The sequence below is a fragment of the Paenarthrobacter sp. NPDC091711 genome (assembly GCF_044756605.1).
Taxonomy (GTDB): domain Bacteria; phylum Actinomycetota; class Actinomycetes; order Actinomycetales; family Micrococcaceae; genus Arthrobacter.
Genome location: NZ_JBIVTF010000001.1, coordinates 518,976 through 537,163 on the forward strand (window position 1 = coordinate 518,976; position 18,188 = coordinate 537,163).

At 63.8% G+C, this 18,188-nt stretch carries 14 protein-coding genes; 6 read left to right on the forward strand and 8 right to left on the reverse strand.

Features of this window, described 5'->3' with window-relative positions; translation table 11 throughout:
• Position 1 precedes the first annotated feature (1 nt).
• Entirely contained in the window at positions 2-1,231 is a 1,230-nt protein-coding gene (locus tag ACIQH5_RS02385) for an amidohydrolase (RefSeq protein WP_400399939.1), read from the reverse strand.
• A gap of 26 nt (positions 1,232-1,257) precedes the next feature.
• Positions 1,258-2,706 (reverse strand): MFS transporter, encoded by a 1,449-nt coding sequence (locus tag ACIQH5_RS02390; RefSeq protein WP_400399941.1) that lies wholly within the window; start codon positions 2,704-2,706, stop codon positions 1,258-1,260.
• A gap of 102 nt (positions 2,707-2,808) precedes the next feature.
• Between ACIQH5_RS02390 and ACIQH5_RS02395 the strand changes: the two genes are divergently transcribed.
• The 3 genes from ACIQH5_RS02395 (at position 2,809) to ACIQH5_RS02405 (ending at position 6,257) form a co-directional block, all read left to right on the forward strand.
• On the forward strand, positions 2,809-3,813 hold the full coding sequence (locus tag ACIQH5_RS02395) for an Lrp/AsnC family transcriptional regulator (protein ID WP_400399943.1): 1,005 nt from the start codon (positions 2,809-2,811) through the stop codon (positions 3,811-3,813).
• 47 nt (positions 3,814-3,860) lie between these two features.
• A complete protein-coding gene (locus ACIQH5_RS02400) occupies positions 3,861-4,754 on the forward strand; it encodes a LysR family transcriptional regulator (protein WP_400399945.1) in 894 nt (297 codons plus the stop codon).
• A 132-nt stretch (positions 4,755-4,886) separates the two neighbouring features.
• Positions 4,887-6,257, forward strand: coding sequence for an L-serine ammonia-lyase (locus ACIQH5_RS02405; protein WP_400399947.1), 1,371 nt, complete (start codon positions 4,887-4,889; stop codon positions 6,255-6,257).
• An 80-nt stretch (positions 6,258-6,337) separates the two neighbouring features.
• Here the strand turns inward: ACIQH5_RS02405 and ACIQH5_RS02410 are convergent, their stop codons facing one another.
• Together ACIQH5_RS02410 and ACIQH5_RS02415 are read right to left on the reverse strand one after the other, a co-directional pair.
• On the reverse strand, positions 6,338-7,594 hold the full coding sequence (locus tag ACIQH5_RS02410; RefSeq protein ID WP_400399949.1) for an MFS transporter: 1,257 nt from the start codon (positions 7,592-7,594) through the stop codon (positions 6,338-6,340).
• Between the two features lie 3 nt (positions 7,595-7,597).
• The gene (locus ACIQH5_RS02415) at positions 7,598-8,485 is read right to left on the reverse strand and encodes a dihydrodipicolinate synthase family protein (protein WP_400399951.1); all 888 of its coding nucleotides are present in this window, start codon (positions 8,483-8,485) and stop codon (positions 7,598-7,600) included.
• A gap of 114 nt (positions 8,486-8,599) precedes the next feature.
• On the opposite strand from ACIQH5_RS02415, the gene ACIQH5_RS02420 reads away from it, so the two are divergent.
• Positions 8,600-10,000, forward strand: coding sequence for a PLP-dependent aminotransferase family protein (locus ACIQH5_RS02420; protein ID WP_400399953.1), 1,401 nt, complete (start codon positions 8,600-8,602; stop codon positions 9,998-10,000).
• A gap of 49 nt (positions 10,001-10,049) precedes the next feature.
• Here the strand turns inward: ACIQH5_RS02420 and ACIQH5_RS02425 are convergent, their stop codons facing one another.
• Genes ACIQH5_RS02425 through ACIQH5_RS02435 form a run of 3 tightly spaced genes read right to left on the reverse strand, consistent with a single transcriptional unit; the run spans position 10,050 to position 13,401 of the window.
• Positions 10,050-11,084 carry an AAA family ATPase gene (locus tag ACIQH5_RS02425; protein ID WP_400399955.1) on the reverse strand — a complete coding sequence of 345 codons (1,035 nt, stop codon included), beginning with the start codon at positions 11,082-11,084 and terminating at the stop codon, positions 10,050-10,052.
• A 51-nt stretch (positions 11,085-11,135) separates the two neighbouring features.
• Positions 11,136-12,287: a fatty acid desaturase family protein gene (locus ACIQH5_RS02430; protein WP_400399956.1), complete on the reverse strand. Its 1,152-nt coding sequence runs from the start codon at positions 12,285-12,287 to the stop codon at positions 11,136-11,138.
• Positions 12,288-12,300: 13 nt separating this feature from the next.
• Positions 12,301-13,401 carry a ferredoxin reductase gene (locus tag ACIQH5_RS02435; RefSeq protein ID WP_400399958.1) on the reverse strand — a complete coding sequence of 367 codons (1,101 nt, stop codon included), beginning with the start codon at positions 13,399-13,401 and terminating at the stop codon, positions 12,301-12,303.
• Positions 13,402-13,634: 233 nt separating this feature from the next.
• On the opposite strand from ACIQH5_RS02435, the gene ACIQH5_RS02440 reads away from it, so the two are divergent.
• Complete coding sequence (locus tag ACIQH5_RS02440) at positions 13,635-15,098, forward strand: glycosyltransferase (RefSeq protein ID WP_400399959.1); 1,464 nt, start codon at positions 13,635-13,637, stop codon at positions 15,096-15,098.
• Between the two features lie 41 nt (positions 15,099-15,139).
• On the opposite strand, the gene ACIQH5_RS02445 is transcribed toward ACIQH5_RS02440, so the two are convergent.
• The gene (locus ACIQH5_RS02445) at positions 15,140-17,344 is read right to left on the reverse strand and encodes a beta-glucosidase (protein ID WP_400399961.1); all 2,205 of its coding nucleotides are present in this window, start codon (positions 17,342-17,344) and stop codon (positions 15,140-15,142) included.
• Between the two features lie 135 nt (positions 17,345-17,479).
• On the opposite strand from ACIQH5_RS02445, the gene ACIQH5_RS02450 reads away from it, so the two are divergent.
• Positions 17,480-18,172 (forward strand): MSMEG_4193 family putative phosphomutase, encoded by a 693-nt coding sequence (locus ACIQH5_RS02450; protein ID WP_400399963.1) that lies wholly within the window; start codon positions 17,480-17,482, stop codon positions 18,170-18,172.
• Positions 18,173-18,188: the final 16 nt, after the last annotated feature.

Genomic DNA, 18,188 nt, shown 5'->3' on the forward strand with positions numbered 1-18,188 from the left:
GTCAGGCCTCCAGGGTTACCGTGGTGGCGCCAGGGCGACGGCCACCCTGAAGTTCCAGCAGTTCGTTTCTCAGGGCCGTGTCCAGGGCCGCGTCAAGGACTGTCAGGGCCAGGACAGTTGCGCCGTCGAGAACTGCCTGATCCGCTTCAGGAGTGATGGCGTCGGCGGTGAAGTCCGGGTGATGCGGAACTGCCGTACTGTTGCGCACCACCACCATCCCGTGCACGGACGGGAGCACTTGAGAGACGTTGCCCATGTCAGAGGATCCCCCGCCAAAAACGGGCGTCGAGTCCACAGGCCTCCCCACAGCCTCCATGTTCTGATCCCAGAAACGTCCCAGACCGGGGTGGGTTTCAAGCGGAGCGTAGGGGTGCTCGGTCTGCCGGTGAGTCCACGTGCAGCCGGTGGCGATTGCCGCGCCTTCGAAGCATGCGAGTACCCGCCGTTTGAGGTTCCGCCACACGTCAAGGTCGCCGGCACGGACTTCCACTTGGACAGTCGAGTCACCAGCGATGACATTCGTTGCGCCTCCACCGTGAGAAATGAAGGCATTGGTATTGGCATTTTCCGGCAGGTGCTGCCGGAGCACGGCCATGTTCATCAGCGCCAGGCTTGCTGCCGCTCCGGCGTTAATGGCCTTGTCCGGCGCGCCGGCAGCATGGGCTTCGCTTCCCTTGAACTGGACTTCGAAGCGTTCCACGGCCGCCATGGTGAATGCCGAGGCGCTACGTTCCGTCCCCGTCATCCCGTGAACCATCAGCGAGAACGCGGCATCTTCCCAAGCACCTGCCTGCAGCAGGGACACCTTTCCGCCGCCGTGCTCTTCAGCCGGGGTGCCGAGCAGTTTGATGCGAAGTCCGGCAGCATCAGCAACCCGAGTGAGGGCCAACGCCGCGCCAACGCCGGCAGCGGCGATCATGTTGTGGCCACAGGCATGACCCACCTCGGGAAGGGCGTCGTACTCTGCACAGATCACTACAGTCAGTTCCCCGGTACCGTAGATTGCTTCGATCGCCGTCGGGACGCCATAGGCGCTTTCCGTGACGTCAAATCCACCTGCACGCAGGACGTCGGCCACGGACGCAGCCGATTGATGCTCCTCCCAGGAGATCTCCGCCAATGCGTGGACTGTGTGGCTAAGTTCCAGAATGGAAGGCCCGACGGCGGTCACGGACTCCTGCACAGCCTCCCGCAGGGCGGCCTTGGAGGTGATGTCGATGGAAACGGTCATTGGATACTCCTTTGTTGGGTGGGGTGTCAGTTGACGGGTTCGAGGGCGTCGGCATCAGCCGATGCAGCAACGGATGGTGCGGTTGGCTTCGCAGGCCGTATGAAGAGGACAGCCACAGCGAACAGAAGGCAAAGGCCTGCGCAGATCCACCAGACAGCGTGGAAGGACAGCTCGGTGGCAGCCCTTGGTCCGGCCGTTGTGGGCGTGGCCAATGCAGCCATCAGCAGCGCGAAAAGTGCTCCTGCTACGCCGCCGGCAGCAGTGCGGGCAGTGTTGTACAGACCGGAGGCGATTCCCACCGAATCTGCGGCCGCCCGTTGAACCACCAGCGTTGGCAACGTGCCGCTGACCAGGCCGGCACCCAGGCCTACGATCACCAGCCACACAGCGAAAGTCACGAGGCTTCCCGGTGCCAGAATCATGAAGACGTAGGCCACAGCGCTCAGGACGCCGCCTAGAGCTACGCTTCGCGGACCGCCCAGTGCACGGGCCACCCGGTCGCTGAGGGACGCCCCCAGAAACGCTGCCAATGCCATGATGCTGAGCATTGTTCCTGCGGCCGAGGCTGCAGCGCCAAAGCCGAAGCCCAGCGTGGCGGGGTCGGAGCGAAGGTAGACCGAGATAGGCGCCTGCGCGCCGAACATTTGGGCGCCATAAAGGAAAGCGACGATGATGGGCAGCCCGAGGCCGCCTCGGAGCAGCATGTTCAGGTTCACCAAGGGGTGCTCAATCCGGCGGGCCGACATCACCCAGGCAACGAGGAGTGCAACACCAGCCAGCATGGCGATCGCAGTTCCCATGGGCGGCCATGTTGAGAGGTTGGAGGCGCCGCCCAGCAGGGCAGCCAAACCGCCGCCGAGCAGCAACGCGCCTAAGTAGTCCACCCTGCCCTTGCTGCGTAGCGGCGATTCTTTGACGAAGATCGCGATCCCGGGAAGGCACAGCGCCATGAAAATCGCGGGCATGAGCAAGGTGATGGACAAGCTTTCCACAGCGTCCAGCACGAATCCGGAGAGCAGGCCACCTATGGTCGCCCCGAGTGTCAGCGCCGCGACGAGCCTGCCAATGCTTCTCCCGGAGCGCGCCGAGTCACGCTGGTGAACGATGGCGAATTCAAGGGGAAGGAAAACAGCCAGCGGTGCCTGAATTGCCCTGCCCAGGAGGAACAACTCGTAGTTGGGTGCGAAGGCCACCAGGACGGACGCCGCGGCCACGATTGCTGTGGCGATCATCAGGATCCGCTTGTGGCCGTGGATATCGCCAAGCTTGGACAGGAGGGGAACAACCAAGACCGTCGCCAAGAGATAGGAGGCGCTGATCCAGTTGAGGGATGCAGCTGAGACTCCGTAGTGTTCGCCGATGGATGAGAACAGAGGATTCAGCCAGCCCTGAAGGATGCCGCTGCCAAGCTCCATGACCACCAGGAAGCCTACGGCACCGGCCGCTGTGGTGGATTTCTGCGCAGTTGTACGCATGAACGCTCCGATGTGATGAGAAGTGAACGGGATCACAACATCTTGAAAGCTACATGTTTCCGATTGATGAAATTGCAGTTTTCCATGGATATGCTTCATCTCATGTCGAAAAACATGCTTGATCCCCTTGAGGAGCGCATCATCCATGCTCTTCAAATCGAAGGCCGGGCACCTTGGAGTGAGCTGGCACCTGTGATCGGAGTGGACGCCGTAACTCTGGCCCGGCGGTGGGAGTCGTTGCGGGAACGTGGGCTGGCCTGGACCACCGGCATCTTCCCCGGCGGCGCTTCTGCCTTGATCGACATCACCTGCCACCCTCAGCAGATCAGCGAGGTTGCCCGCCACCTCTCACAGATCCCGGAAGTGCTGACCTTGGACCACACCTCGGGCGGGCGCGACCTCTTGGCCACCATGCTGGCCGAGAGTCCCCTGTCCATCTGGGACATTGTCACCAACAGCATTGGCGCTTTGGACGGCGTCAGAAACACCCAAACCCACCTGGTCACCGAGATAGTCATGGAGGCCTCCGACTGGAGGATGCGAGCCCTGAGTTCCCAAGATGCCGCGAAGGTCCCACGGCCCCGCCCGCCTCGAGCCAGGGCACCGCGGGCAGTGCACCCTGATGTCGAAGCGGCTCTTCGCCACTGCCTGACTGAAGACGGGCGGCGTCCAGTCAGCCGGATCGCTGCCGAGCACGGCCTCAGCGAGCAGCGCGTCGCCGACGGGCTTGCCCGCATGCGCGCAGATGGCCTGCTCCGGATCCGAACCGACGTGGCCCGGACAGTCACCGGTTGGCCCGTCTACGCTTGGTACTTCATGCGGACTGCCGCAAAACACATCCAGCAAATGCAAGGACTCATGGCCCGGATTCCTGAAGCGCGCACAGCGCTGGCAGTCGCAAGTCAGTACAACCTCGTGGTGGCGGTATGGCTACGGGAAATGTCGGACGTGATGCGCTTCGAAGCCGCTCTGGAAGCAGCTGTGCCCAGCGCCAGAATTGTCGATCGGAGCGTGGTGTTCAGGATGAGCAAGCACCTGGGCCGGCTCATCGACGAACAAGGTGCCGCGACGCTGGGATTTATCCACCCGTCGTCGGCAAGTAGCTAGAGCCCGCGCTTCTAAGGTTAAGTGGTCCTAAACCAAAGGAGGCCCCTGTGCTCGATATCCGCCGGCTGCACATCCTCAAAACCCTGGCCCTCGAGGGAACAATGACTGCCGCTGCCACCAAGCTGCACATGACAACATCGGCGGTAAGCCAGCAGTTGGCCGTGCTTGAGAGGGAGGCAGGACTGGCACTGCTGGTCCGCGCCGGGAGGAATGTCCGGCTGACTGAGGCCGGGGCAATGCTGGTGGAACACTATGCCAGGATCGCCACCGAGGTTGAGGCGGCTGAGGCCAACCTGAAAAAGCTTCAAACAGACGTCCGTGGGCGGCTGTCCATCAGCGCCTTCCCCAGTTTCTGCAGCACAGTGCTCCCCTCGGCGCTCATGTCCCTGCAGGCTGGTTATCCGCGGCTGGAATTGACGGTCTCGGACCTGGAACCCTTCGAAAGTGTGGCCCAGCTGAGGGCCGGGCACCTTGATGTGGCGGTGGTGGATGACCTGCACGACATCCAGGATGAGGGGCTGGTAAAGACCATCTTGGGCAGAGACGAGATCATCCTTTGCCTCCCGGGAGACCGGCACGGGTCCACAGACGCTACGCTCTCAGACTTCGCTGACGAACGTTGGATCCTGGACCAGGAAGGCAGTGTCTTTGAGCAGTTCGTTCGCCAAACCTGTCGGGACGCCGGATTTGAGCCGAATGTCGTAGCGAATTGCCGTAACCTTATGGCCATGCTCGGATTGGTTCGCGGCGGCCTGGGCGTAGCCCTGATGAGTGAGCTGAACCTCGGACGCGAGACCGAGGACCTGGTGGTACGCCGCGTCGATCCGGGGTACGGGCGCAACATCATCGTCCTGCACCGCGCTGCCAGCCGTGAATCCCCGGCGATCGCCGCCGTCGTCAGTGAACTTCGGAAAGCTACAGACGCCCGGCCCACAGCGTGACTCGTCCCTGACCGCACACCAAAACGTTAAGTATTGCTTGAAGTTCTGTTCAAAAGTTCCCGATGGACGCCCGCCTGCGTTCGCCCCCAAGCTGTTAGGAGACCCCAACCATTTTCCACCCGGAGGTATCCCATGGCCCTGAGTGCCCTTGACCTGTTCTCGATCGGAATCGGCCCGTCGTCGTCCCACACCGTGGGGCCCATGCGCGCGGCCCGCTCGTTCGTGCAAGTCCTTGAAAGTGAAGGGAAGATCGACGGCGTTGATCGCCTCCACGCCGCACTGTTCGGTTCCTTGGGGGCTACTGGTCGCGGGCACGGCTCGGACAAGGCGGTCATCCTGGGTTTCATGGGAGAGTCCCCGGAATCCGTGGATACCCTCACGGCAGACCGCGTTGTAGACGAAGCCACGGAGGCCAGGAAGATCCTGCTCGCGGGGCGCCGGATGATCTCCTTCAACAGAGCCAAGGACGTGGTGCTGCACTTGCGGCAGTCCCTTCCGGCGCACCCCAACGGCATGCGGTTCCAGGCCTTCGACGGTCAGGGGAACGTTGTGGCGGAACGCGTCTACTACTCGGTGGGAGGCGGCTTCGTTGTGGACGAAGACGCTGTGGCTGACGAGCAGCCGGATACGGTGCAGCTTCCCTACCCTTTTTCCAACGCCGAGGAATTGTTGGCGCACTGCGCCAAGAACGGCCTTTCAATCAGCGACGTCATGCTGGCCAATGAGGGCGCCTGGCGCAGCGAACAGGAAACCCGTTCGGAGCTCCTCCACATCTGGGAAACCATGAAGGAGTGCGTCTCGCGCGGCTGTAGCCGAACCGAAGTTCACCTGCCCGGCAACCTGATGGTCCGGCGTCGTGCGCCCCGCCTCCTGGCAGACCTGCAGGCCAAAGACGACACCAGCGATCCTTTGCGCGCCGTGGACTGGGTAAACCTGTTCGCCCTGGCGGTCAACGAAGAAAACGCCACCGGCGGGCGGGTCGTCACGGCTCCCACCAATGGCGCTGCCGGAATCATTCCTGCGGTACTGCACTACTACATGATGTTCACCCCCGGGGCCAACGAAGAATCCGTGGTGCGGTTCCTTCTCACCGCAGCTGCCATCGGAGTCCTCTTCAAGAAGAACGCCTCCATTTCCGGGGCCGAAGTTGGATGCCAAGGGGAAGTCGGATCAGCATGTTCAATGGCGGCCGGAGCCCTCTGCGAAATCCTCGGCGGCACCCCTGAACAGGTGGAGAACGCCGCCGAAATCGGGATCGAGCACAACCTGGGCCTTACCTGCGACCCCGTAGGCGGTTTGGTGCAGATTCCTTGCATCGAACGCAACGCGATGGCCAGCAACAAAGCCATCAACGCCGCCCGGATCAGCCTGCGCGGCGACGGCATGCACCACGTCTCCCTCGACGCAGCCATCAAGACCATGCGCGAGACTGGTGCCGATATGAAGAGCAAGTACAAAGAGACGTCCCGGGGCGGCCTCGCCGTCAATGTGATCGCCTGCTGACCTGCACCTTGGGTCAACGAGCGATGGACTCGCGCCTGGCGTTTGTGACGCTCAGGCGTGCGAATCCATCAGCACTTACCTTAATCGCTGCGCCGGTCCACCATGGATGCCACGACGGCCAGGACAATGAGCCCGGATGCAAGGAACAACGGCATGCGGGTAGCAGGGGCGATGAGTGCTCCCGCCAATGCTGTGCCGGCTGAACCGGCAGTGATTTTCAGGGCGCCGATCCAGACGAACACCTGACCTCGCGCAGCGGGCGGTGCGTATTCGCTGCGGGCCGCCAACGTGGCGGCGAAGAAGTAGGAGTTCAGCACGCCGGCACAAGCAAAGGCCGCAACCGCCGTCGGGAAGGTCCCCGCCAAGGCTGCCCCACCCAGAGCAATCCCGACAGTAGCGGCCAGCCAGGTTATCAACGGATCCGCATCGGTTTTCAGCGGCCGGATCATAACGCCCGCAGAACCCAGGAGTCCGCCGAGCCCATAGGCTGCCGTCAAAAGACCGGCCGCGGCTGGCGCTACGCCAAGTTCCCCCGTGGACGCCACCGCGGTGATGGGTAGGGCGGCCACCGCCAATGCCACCACAACGGTCATGTAGAGGGTTCGTCGAAGCGGGCCGGTGGAGATCATCATCAGGAGCGTGCGGCCAGGCCGTGGAACGTCAGCGGCAGCGGAGGCCGGACGCGCGTAGGGCAGAAGCCTGATGAGAGCCGCTGCCACGAAAGTCGATGCTGCAAGGATCAATGCTGCAGCGGCCGGGTTGGCCCAAGCCGAGACCGCCGCAACCAATGACGGTCCGATCGTGCCACCGATGCCATAGCTGGCCACGTCCCAGCCTTGAGCCCGGCGCTGGCTGATCCGCTCCGGCCCGGCAATTGCTGTCAACCTGCTGCTGATGCCGCCTGTGAGGAGTGGACCCACCAGTCCGGAGGCGATGAGGATGAGCCCTGGCACCAGGGGCGGAGTCACCGGGAAAAGAAGAACCGCCGCAGCCAGGGTGGCCCCATGGAAAACACATGCCCAAGCAATAACAGTCCTGCCATCCGCGGCTGTATCCAGCCTGCGCGCTACCAGCGGCCCGAAGAGATGCGGCGCCGTGATGCAAGCACCCAGAATCCCGGCCAACCACCCTGACGAACCACTAGTGGTCGCCAACAGGACTATCGCCACAACAGCCCCGCCGTCCGCGCTGCGTGCCAAGGTAGCGGCTACTACATAGCGGGCAAGGCCACCCAAACTACCTGGCTGGTTCGTTTCAGCATCCTGGCCTTTCCCGGCCAGGCCCACTCCCCTTCCGCCACCATCGCGAAATGTCCCGGACGTTCCATCCTGAGCCAAGTGCTAAGCCTCCACACCACATTGACGAATGGCTGAGGCCACCAAGTCCCGGCCCTCGGCATCCAAACCGCGCAGTGGCAGCGGCAAAGCCGAGGACGGCACCACGCCAAGATCCTCAGCCAAAGCCGCGGCGACGCGAAGGCTTCCATAGGTACGGAACAGGGCCCAGATGGGTTCCAAGTCCGCGGATGCCGCCAGCGCCTGATCTCTTCGGCCAGCCACGGCGTGATCAACCAGGGCCCGTGCCTGGCGAGGCAACACCCCCGCAATCACTGAGTACCAAACATTGCATCCGGCAAGCAACGCGTCCGCGGCGACCCAATCGCCACTGATGCCCAGTGATGTGTGGCCGGGCAATCCGGCCTTGAGCTTGGTGACCCGGGCAGCGACTTCTCCGGCCGCGGGCGGCGGAATCTTGAGGGAGGCAATTCCCGGGATCCTGGCAATCCTGGCGTGCAGGTCATCGCTGAAGGTGAAGCCGGTGGTAGCCGGATTGTCGTAAACAACAATCGGAAGATCGGACTCTGCCGCCACAGTCTCGAAGAGTCCAAATACCTCGGCGTCGGAAAGCTTCTGATAGGACACCGGGGCTACCAGCAACGCTTGAGCCCCGGCGCGCTGGGCATCGCCTGCATGCAGCAGTACGTCCCGGGTGCGCACAGCTCCCACGCCAGCAAGTACCGGGACGCCGTTGGAAGCCTCCACCGCCGTCTCCAGCACTGCCCTGCGTTCCTCCCGGGAGAGGTAGGCGTAATTTCCCGTTGAACCGAGAACACCCAGCGAGTCCACTCCGGCCTTCGCAGCGCGGTTCACCACTTTGCCGAGGGCCTTGAGGTCCACGCGTTCGCCCACCAAGGGGGTGAGCGGAAATGCGCTGAGGCCGTTGAACACTGTTTCCCACTTTCGTCGGGCTGCAAGGAGGCAGCGCTTCAGGTGACCTTTTCCATGCTCCCAGCGCCTTTGGTCCTACACTAGATCCAAGATTGCATAAGTCTGGAGGTCCAAATGGCAGTAGCTGAGCTACCGATCGAGCTGGATAGGAACCACCCCAATTCCCTCGCAGCCCAAGTTGCCAGCCAGCTGCGGGCCGCCATCCTCACCGGTGTCCTGCAGCCTGAGGACACCCTGCCGGCCACCCGTAGGCTCGCCGCGGAACTTGGCATCTCCAGGGGTGTTGTTGTGCGGGCGTTTGAACAACTCTCAGGCGAGGGGTTCCTGGTGAGCAACGGCGCGGGCGGCACCAAAGTGGCCATCCGTCCGGACATCCACAGCCGCCCATCTCAGGGCAGGAAACCATCAAGCACTTCGCCCCAGGTTGAGCGCATAGACCTGACGCCTGGCCGACCCTCCGGATCCCCGTTTCAGGACAGGCAATGGCGCAGTGCCTGGAAGTTGGCCGTCGCGGAACAGGGCAAGGTCCAACTCCCGCCCGCCTTGGGGATCCCGGCACTGCGTGAAGCTGTCGCTGATCACTTGGCCGTGTCCAGGGGCCTCGCCGTCGACGCTGATGACGTCATCATCACCGGGGGCACCAGCGACGCGCTGCATCTCATCGTCGCCATGCTCCGCAGCCGGGCCACCCAGCCGCGAATCCTGGTTGAGGACCCCGGCTACCCTACTGCGCGCCGGGTCATGTCGGCGGCCGGCGCCCGGCTCGCCACACTGCCCGTGGATGAAAACGGCCTGAAGAGCTCACAGTTGGCAAAGCTCAAGGAGATCCCGGACGCAGTTCTGGTGACACCCAGCCACCAGTACCCGCTGGGCGGCAGGATGACCGTTCAGGAAAGGCTGGGGCTGCTGAACTGGGCGGACCAGCACGGTGTACTTGTGCTGGAGGACGACTACGACAGCGAATTCAGACACAGCAGAATGCCTCTCCCCGCCGTGGCATCCCTGCCCAGCGGGGCGGACGTAGTCCTCCTCGGAACGTTCTCCAAAAACCTCAGCCCTTGGCTGCGATGCGGATACCTGGTGGTTCGCGGCGACTCCGGTCAACGGCTAAAGGCCACGAGGGAAGCTTTGGACACACCTGTTGCCGGCGTACTGCAGTCGGCAATTGCCCACTACATCCACGGAGGCGGGCTTTCCCGGCACATCACGCGGGCCAGGCGGGAATATACGCACCGCCGGTCCCTTCTCATTGACCGGCTGGGGTCCAGGACTGACCTGGAACTCTCAGCCCTCGACGGCGGCCTGCACGCCGTGGTGCGGTTCAAGAACCCGGAAGCCACTAACGTGGCCGCCGCAGCGCTGAAACTGGGAGTGCGGGTCATCCCCCTGGCTGAGTATTATGCGGACCGCCCGCCCGAAAATGGACTCGTTCTTGGCTACGGAGCCGCCTCGGATCTGCAGCTTGCCAAAGCCCTCACTATTCTCACGGAGCTGATCGGACCACCTACGCAGTGATCACGTGCGGCACTGAACCCCTCAGTTAGGCGAGCTCAGTCCGGCCAGCTCACACCAGCCAGCGCCACCAGCGCGCACGCTCCGGCTCGGGCGTCGGTTCTGGTTCCGGCTCCTCACCCAAGGCAAGGGCGGCCTCGACGATGTCGTCCCCGGTGAGCGTCATGAGCGTCTCACGATCGAGAGTGTCGAGACCTCGTTCTTCGTCGATCGAGAGGCGCAGAGCCTGGCGGTTGAGTGCCTGCTCGAACAGCGTGCGGGCGAACCGTGCATTGCCGGAGTCCTCGCCCGCATGGAGCCCGGCGAGGATGCGACGAAGCATCTGGTCCGCACCCGGCTCCAGCGTGTACTCATGCTGGGCCAGCATCCGATGGAAGATCGTCTGGAGTTCATCGACAGAGTAGTCCGGGAACGTGATCTCCCGGGCGAACCTGGAACGCAGCCCGGGGTTGGACAGCAAAAAGGACTCCATCAGCCGCGGGTACCCTGCCACGATCACCACCAGACGGTGACGGTGGTCCTCCATCCGCTTGAGCAGGACCTCGATCGCCTCGGGGCCGAAGTCCATCCGGCCGTCCTCCGGGGCCAACGCGTAGGCCTCGTCGATGAACAGAACACCGTCCAGCGAACGCCGGATCACCCGGTCCGTCTTGATGGCCGTCGCCCCAACGTACTGCCCCACCAAAGCCGAACGGTCCACCTCCACCAAGTGTCCTTTCTGGAGCAGCCCGACCGCGCGATACATCTCGGCCAGGAGCCGCGCCACTGTCGTCTTGCCAGTGCCGGGGTTGCCGAGGAACACCAGATGCTGTGATGTGGCCACCTCTGGCAGGCCATGCGCTTTACGACGGGCCTGTACCCGCAGCAATGCCACAAGCGCCCGCACCTGTTCCTTCACGGTCTCCAGACCCACCAGCGCGTCAAGTTCGGCCTGAACCTCGGATAGCGGGCGGGCCGGCCCGGGCCTGGCACCGATGACGTCACCCACCAGTTCATCGACACGTTCCGAACCGGACAGCTTGAGCTGACTGGCCAGATGGCCAATGGTTTCGCGCAGTTCATCGAGCGGATTGCGGCTTGCAGCCATACGTCCACTGTAGTACCGGATTCTCGACGATGGCTGGGCTGGGCTCCAGTACTAAGGCAGGGCGAGCTTAAAGACTTTGGCCCACGCAGAGCCCACCTGTTTGAGCAGCGGCCCCGTGGTGTACTTCAACCCGTAGCGTTCGCAGATCTCCCGGACTTTGGGCGCAAGCTCTGCGTACCGGTTGGATGGCAGGTCCGGGAAAAGGTGGTGCTCAATCTGGTGCGACAGGTTCCCTGTCATGAGGTGCATGAACCGTGACCCGGAAATGTTGGCAGACCCGATCATCTGACGTACGTACCAGTCGCCGCGGGTTTCGCCTTCCACCATTTCCTCGGTGAAGGTATCCGTTCCTTCGGGAAAGTGGCCACAGAAGATCACGGCGTGGGCCCAGACATTACGGACGGCGTTGGCAGTGAGTGTGCCGTAGAGGGCTTGTTTCCCTGAACCCGACACCATGGCCAGGGCCGGAGTGGCCGCATAGTCTTTGGCGAACTGTTTGAAGGCCTTTCGCCCCAACGCTTTGAGGTCCTTGTTCATGGCCTCCTTCGATTTGAGGCCTTCCTTGTACTCCGGGATCTCCAAGTCATAAATGGCGATGCCCCATTCGAAGACAGGCGCCAGCAGGGCGTTGTACAGGGGGTTGCCCACGTTGAAGGGCTTCCACTCCTGATCGGGGTCCATGCGCAGGAGATTGTAGCCGACGTCGCGGTCTTTGCCAATCACGTTGGTCCAGCGGTGGTGGAGGTCATTGTGCGTGTGCTGCCACGAACGCGATGGGGTAACGAAGTCCCACTCCCACGTGGTGGAGTGAATGTCCGGATCGCGCATCCAGTCCCATTGGCCGTGGAGGATGTTGTGGCCAAGTTCCATGTTCTCCAGGATTTTGGCCACGCTGAGGAGTGCTGTGCCTGTGAACCAGGCGGCCTTGTTCCTGCCCACCAGCAGCGCGGCACGGCCGGAAATTTCCAACCCACGTTGAATCTTGATCATGCGCCTGATGTAGGCAGCGTCGCTGGAGCCTCGCTTGGCAAGGATCCCATCACGCAGGGCATCGAGCTCACGGCCCAGTTGGGCTACTTGCTCGTCGCTCAAATGCGCCGCCGCTGGTGGCCGCATTGTGGGCCTCCCCGTTTGGGCGAGGGCACCGGGCCGGGTCTCGGGCCTGACGGCGGTGGCGGAGCTCTTGGCTGAAACTATTGACATGCGGTTGTACTCCTCAGATTTCGAGGTTGACGGGTCCGGCAGCTGCCGAGACACACGTTTGGATTAGTTCCCCCGGGGCTCCGTGGATCTCCCCGGTGCGCAGATCCCGGACCCTTCCAGCGAGCAGTGGTGTGAGGCAACTGTGGCAAATACCCATGCGACATCCGCTGGGCATCAGCACCCCTGCGTCCTCGCCGACGTCCAGGATGGGGACGCTGCCCTCGGCCACCACCTCGCGGTCGGAAGCTTCGAACGTGACCAGGCCACCTTCGCTTCCGTCCCCGCCCCGGAGCTCGGTGCTGAACCGTTCAATAGTGAGCGAACCCTGCCCGGTTCCACTGCTGGCTTCCTTGCCGGACGCGGCGGCATCAGCCAGCGCCACTTGGTTCCACAATGCGGCGGTGTCATCCAGGAAGGACTCGGGACCGCACGCGTACGCTGCCCTGCCCCGCCAGTCCGGGCAAACTTCTTCCAGAGCGGCAGAGGACGTGAAGTTCATCCGGCCACGACCCTTGGTGTGCCATTGCACCAGCCTGAAGTTGGGAAATTGATCAGCGAGTTCAGCAAGCTCTTCGCGGAAAATACTGTCGCCTTCCCCGCGGGACGAGTGGATCAGTACAACGTCCGCGTCGGGGCGGCTGGGGACGAGTGTCCGAATCATTGACATGACGGGCGTGATGCCGCTTCCCGCGGTGAGCATCAACAGTGATCGGGGGTGCTCAGGGAGGACAAAGTCGCCCTGGGGCGGAGCCAGGAAAAGCACATCCCCCACCTTCGTCTCGCGGACCAGGGTTCCTGACACGGATCCAACGTCAGTGACGGTAATGGCCGGGTCTTTGCCGGCTGGTGAACTCAGTGAATAGGACCGCCATTGGCGGACTCCGTTCAGCTCTACACCTATCCTCGCCCACTGACCGGCGAGATGGGCATGCCAGCCGCGGCCTGGACGGAAGAAGATCGTGGCTGATTGGGCCGTTTCACGGACTACCTGAGTGACCACTCCGCGCAACTGACGGGAAGAATAGACCGGGTTGAAGAGCGCCAGGAAGTCCTCGGGCGCCAGCGGGGTGGTCAAGACCGACGCGATGCGGGCCAAGGGCCGAAAGCTGACCATGAACTACTCCTCGCGGACGGAACCACTGCCGGACATGCGGAAGACCCAGGAGGGTCTTTCAACCGGAAGGTGACAGAGTGCCAGGAATAGTCAGCGGCGATGCGCTCCACCTTCAGGGCCCATGTCCCCCATGGCGGTTTCAGAAGACAGTAGTACGTCCACCGAATTCCATGCAAACCCGAAAGCCACGAGTTGGCGGTCCTCACGGTGGTACAGCCTGCTAGCCTCTCCTCATGCGCACAACGTCGGCCCGAGCCGAAGCCACCGACAGCGGACAGCGCATTCTCATCCTCTCCGCAGGTGTGGGATCGGGGCATAACAGCGCGGCTGCGGCAGTACAGCAAGCATGTGCCGAACGCACGGACATCGCCGAGGTGCAGGTGCTGGACGTACTGCAAGTGAGCAGCGTTCTCTACCGCGCTCTGCTAGGTAAGGGTTACTTCGTCCTGGTGGAGGACCTGCCATGGCTGGTGGAGTGGGGCTATGACATCAGCAACCCGCCATTCCGGCGCCGTGGCCCGATTGACCCTTGGACGAGGGTGAACTCCAGTCCAGTGATCAGTGCCATCAAAAGGTTCCGTCCCACAGCGATCGTGTGCACACATTTCCTGCCGGCCCAGTTGTTGGCCACGCTGCTTCTTCGAGGCGTGATCGACGCCAAGACAGCTGTGGTGACCACCGACTACGACTTCCAAGGCTTGTCACTTACAGGCGCGTTCCACAAGATCTTTGTGGCCAGGGAGGAGGGAAAGGTGGAGCTGATGGCGCTCGGCCTTCCTCCCGGCCGAGTGGCTGCCACGGGAATCCCGATTAAGAAACAGCTCAGCCCAGCGCCAGTACGCGATGCCACCAAGCCACCTATGCTGCTCATCTCGGCGGGCGCGAGTGGTGGCGACTACGCTGTCTCGGTGGTGCGGCAAACGATGCACATGCGCTCGGCGTTCACGGCCACAGTGGTATGCGGACGCAACGTCGCTCTGCGGCAGCGCATCGAGGCACTTGTGGCGTCGGCTGGCGAGCGCTACACCGTGCTCGGCTTCACCACGGAAATGCCGCAGCTCCTGCAGCGCGCTGACTTGTTCGTGGGCAAGCCGGGCGGGTTGTCGGCGTCGGAGTGCATGGCTGCAGGGCTCCCCATGGTTCTTGTGAACCCGATCCCTGGTCAGGAGGTACGTAACGGCGATTACCTCATGGAGCAGGGGGCGGCCGTCCGCTGCAACGCGGCCGCGACCATCGGCTGGAAGATCGATGAGGTTCTGCGCGAGCCGGGGAAGTTACAGATGATGCAGGCAGCGGCGCAGAGAACAGGCCGCCCGGACGCCGCAGCCAACGTACTCAGCGAGCTGCTGAGCGGGCCGTCCCGTCCGCTGGTGGTCACACGGGCGGCGCAAAGGACCATTCTTGCCGCCAGCGAGCAGCGTTTCGTCGCGACGGACCTCACCGGGCCCTCCTCCTTGGTTCGCTTGGTGGACCAGGCGTCGGGCAGCACGGTTGCGCTGCTGCAAGAGGAGGAGGTGGCGGATCTCCAGAAGCGACACTCGACGCCGGATGGAGAGTTGGTGCTGCGGCGCAGCCAGGCGTCCCCGCTCCGTCATTGGGAGGAACGTCGCTTGCTCCGTGCCATGCTTCGGGGCGAGGACGCACTGCCTGTCCGTGTGGAAGGGCCGCCGGAACCGTTCCGCGATCTTACGGGATAACGAGATCTTCCGGGGTACGAGGGCCAGATCCCCGGTCAGCATCAGGCCTGCAGGCCGTCCGTGATGACGTCCTTGTCTGTCAGACCCTCTGTGTGCCGCAAGCGGACGGCGTTCTCCCAACTGTCCGGGCTGTGTTGGCTGGCGAGCAGGGCCCACTCCCCCGCGCGGGGAGACCAACGCCGAGTACTCGGATCGCGCTGCAGGGTAGGGGCCGCATCCAGAGCCACCCGCACAGTGGTCTCACCACCGGGCTGCAGGGTCACCTTGCGGAAGCCCAGAAGCTGAGACACGGGTCTGCGGAGGGACACATCGGCCGCGTAAATCTGAACAACGGTGGAGCCCTTGCGGTTGCCTGTGTTTTTTACGAGCACGTCCGCATGGCCGCCGGTATTGTCCAAGGTGTGCTCCAGGAGGCGGTGCTCCATGGTTGTGTAGCCCAGGCCGAAGCCGAAGGGGAATGCGGGCCTGTGCCCCTCGCCGTCGAGCCGGCGTTGACCCCATTGCTCGTCATAGACAACGGATTTTGCCGCGGAGTCGAAGAATGGCAGATGGGCGGCGTCCGTTGGCAGCACAAAAGGCAGGCGTCCACCGGGTTCCTCACTGCCGGTCAGCACGCTCGCGAGCGCGCGTCCGCCCTCCATACCGCCGTACCAAGCGAGGAGGAGCGCTGGCACCCGTTCCCGCCACGTCTCGGTGAGGATCGCGCTGCCGCTGATCAGCACCACGACGGTCCGGGGGTTCGCGGCCACCACCGCCTGAACGAGCCGTTCGTCGGTGGGGCGCAGGTTGAGCGAGCTGCGGTCGCCACCTCGGACGAAGCGGGCGGCCAGGTGCGCTGCTCCGATGAGGACCCGGCGGAGGGGGCCTGAGCCAACGGTCCTTCCGAGCACGCCCACGTCCACACCTCCGGTGACCACCGATTCGCCTTCGTCGTGCTGGTCCAGGCCGACGACGACGATCGCCGTCTCCGCCGCGGCTGCCAACGCCGCCGCGCGGCGCACGTTCTGGCCGGTTGTGGTGGTGATCCGGACTCCGGGAAGGGCCTCACGCAGGCCCTGCAGGGGTGAGGCGGTGGAAGGAGGCCGGACACGTGAGGAGCCATGATCGCCGAGGTTAGCTCGTCCGGCGAGTCGTCCGATCACTGCAAGATGTCTGGTGGTGGGAGCCAGTGGCAGCAGCGGCGCCGCGCCCACGGGTTCGTTTTTAAGTAGCACGATCGACTCTGCGGCGACCTGGTGGGCAAGAGTCCGGTGCGCCTGGGATGCGATGACGTCGCGGGTAGGCGCCTCCATCTTCCGGGCTGCGGCATGCTGCACGCACGTGCGCAGGATGCGGCGCGCGGACTCCAGAATTGTGGATCGGGCCAGCGCACCATTCCGGAGAGCGGCCGGCAGCTCGCGGGCCCGCAGCAGCCGGAGCGGCATCTCCACGTCCATTCCTGCTTCAAGGCTGGCTACAGCATCGTGGGTACCGAACACCCAGTCGCTCGTCACGAACCCGGAGAAACCCCACTCCTGCCTTAACACGTCGGTGAGCAGGGCGCGGTTGACGTCCATGTACTCGCCTCGCACGCGGTTGTAAGCACTCATGACGGAATCGGCGCCGGCGTCCACCACCGCCTTGAAGTGCGGCAAGTAGACCTCATGCAAGGAGTGTTCGTCCACCGCCACGTCCACCTCGAAGCGCTCGTTCTCCATTGAGTTGAGCGCGAAGTGCTTCACGCACGCCATGGTGTTCACGCGAACGCCACGCGTCAGGGCCGATCCCATCCGGCCGGTGAGTACCGGGTCCTCCCCATAGCACTCCTGCGCCCGGCCCCATGCAGGGTGGCGAAGCAGGTTCACGCAGACTGAGGCCGAGTAGTTTGCTCCCCTCGCCCTGGTCTCAAGACCGATCGCAAGCCCAACCCGTTCCTCCAGCGCCGGATCCCAGGTGGCTGCCCGCGCAATCGTCACGGGGAAAGCCGTGGACGCGCCGATCACCACGCCTCGGCCACCGTCGCTGAACCGAAGGCCCGGTATGCCGAGTCGCCTGACTGCCCCCGCCACGAACGGGCGCCTTCCGAGCAGTACCGGGATGAACGGGAGCAGCCACCGGGGCGAATCGCCGTCGAGCAGCCCAAGGATCTCCCCGTCCGTCATCTGGCCGATCAGCTGGTTCGCCGCTTCATCCGCGGTGAGTTCACCGGCCCGGACTGCCCGGACTGCGTCGCCGTACGCGCTGCCCGTCACCGTGGTCGTTTCCATCAATTGCGACTCTTGCGTTCGCGGAGCCGTAAGCCCGCAGCCATCTTCATGAACCCAAGTCTGCACCCTCTGCCTGCACGCGCGCCGGGTTCGCCTGCGGTCTGACGGGTAACGACTACTGGTTAGGCTTGGTGGATGGCAACAGTTATTCTTGTGCGGCACGGACGCACCACGGCCAATGCAACCGGGGTGCTGGCCGGACGGGCCCCCGGTGTCAGCCTGGACCAGACCGGCATCGAACAGGCGGCCCTGGCAGCAGACCGGCTCGCCGCCGTACCAGTAGCAGCGGTGGTGTCCAGCCCTCTGGAGCGTTGCCGGCAGACCGCCCAGCTCATCATCGATCGCCAGGCCGGCACACCGTACGCACCGGTGGAACCCGATCTCACTGAGTGCGATTACGGGCAGTGGCAAGGCCGCGCGCTCAGTGATCTTGCCACCGAGGAACTGTGGTCGGCTGTGCAATCGCAGCCGTCCGCCGTCGTCTTTCCCGGCGGCGAATCCATGGCCGCGATGCAGGCCCGGTCCGTGGCAGCGATCCGACGCCTCGATGCCGCCTTCGAAGCCGAGCATGGGTCCGGGGCCGTGTGGGTGGCGGTAAGTCACGGTGACATCATCAAGTCAATCCTCGCCGATGCGCTCGGAATGCACCTCGACCTGTTCCAGCGTCTTAGCGTGGGCCCCGCCTCCCTATCGATCGTGCGCTATGGTCCCAACCGGCCGACCGTTTATGCCACCAACACCGACGCGGGTGACCTGTCGTGGCTCTCAAACGGCATTCACTCCGGCGATGCGCCGGTGGGCGGGGGCGCGGGACATAAGGCGTCATGACCCTGATGTGCCTAAA

Coding starts and splice junctions, on each gene's coding strand:
- ACIQH5_RS02385 (WP_400399939.1), bottom strand. CDS start 1,231: ATGACCGTTTCCATCGACATCACCTCCAAGGCCGCCCTGCGGGAGGCT.
- ACIQH5_RS02390 (WP_400399941.1), bottom strand. CDS start 2,706: ATGCGTACAACTGCGCAGAAATCCACCACAGCGGCCGGTGCCGTAGGC.
- ACIQH5_RS02395 (WP_400399943.1), top strand. CDS start 2,809: ATGTCGAAAAACATGCTTGATCCCCTTGAGGAGCGCATCATCCATGCT.
- ACIQH5_RS02405 (WP_400399947.1), top strand. CDS start 4,887: ATGGCCCTGAGTGCCCTTGACCTGTTCTCGATCGGAATCGGCCCGTCG.
- ACIQH5_RS02420 (WP_400399953.1), top strand. CDS start 8,600: ATGGCAGTAGCTGAGCTACCGATCGAGCTGGATAGGAACCACCCCAAT.
- ACIQH5_RS02425 (WP_400399955.1), bottom strand. CDS start 11,084: ATGGCTGCAAGCCGCAATCCGCTCGATGAACTGCGCGAAACCATTGGC.
- ACIQH5_RS02430 (WP_400399956.1), bottom strand. CDS start 12,287: ATGTCAATAGTTTCAGCCAAGAGCTCCGCCACCGCCGTCAGGCCCGAG.
- ACIQH5_RS02435 (WP_400399958.1), bottom strand. CDS start 13,401: ATGGTCAGCTTTCGGCCCTTGGCCCGCATCGCGTCGGTCTTGACCACC.
- ACIQH5_RS02440 (WP_400399959.1), top strand. CDS start 13,635: ATGCGCACAACGTCGGCCCGAGCCGAAGCCACCGACAGCGGACAGCGC.
- ACIQH5_RS02445 (WP_400399961.1), bottom strand. CDS start 17,344: ATGGAAACGACCACGGTGACGGGCAGCGCGTACGGCGACGCAGTCCGG.
- ACIQH5_RS02450 (WP_400399963.1), top strand. CDS start 17,480: ATGGCAACAGTTATTCTTGTGCGGCACGGACGCACCACGGCCAATGCA.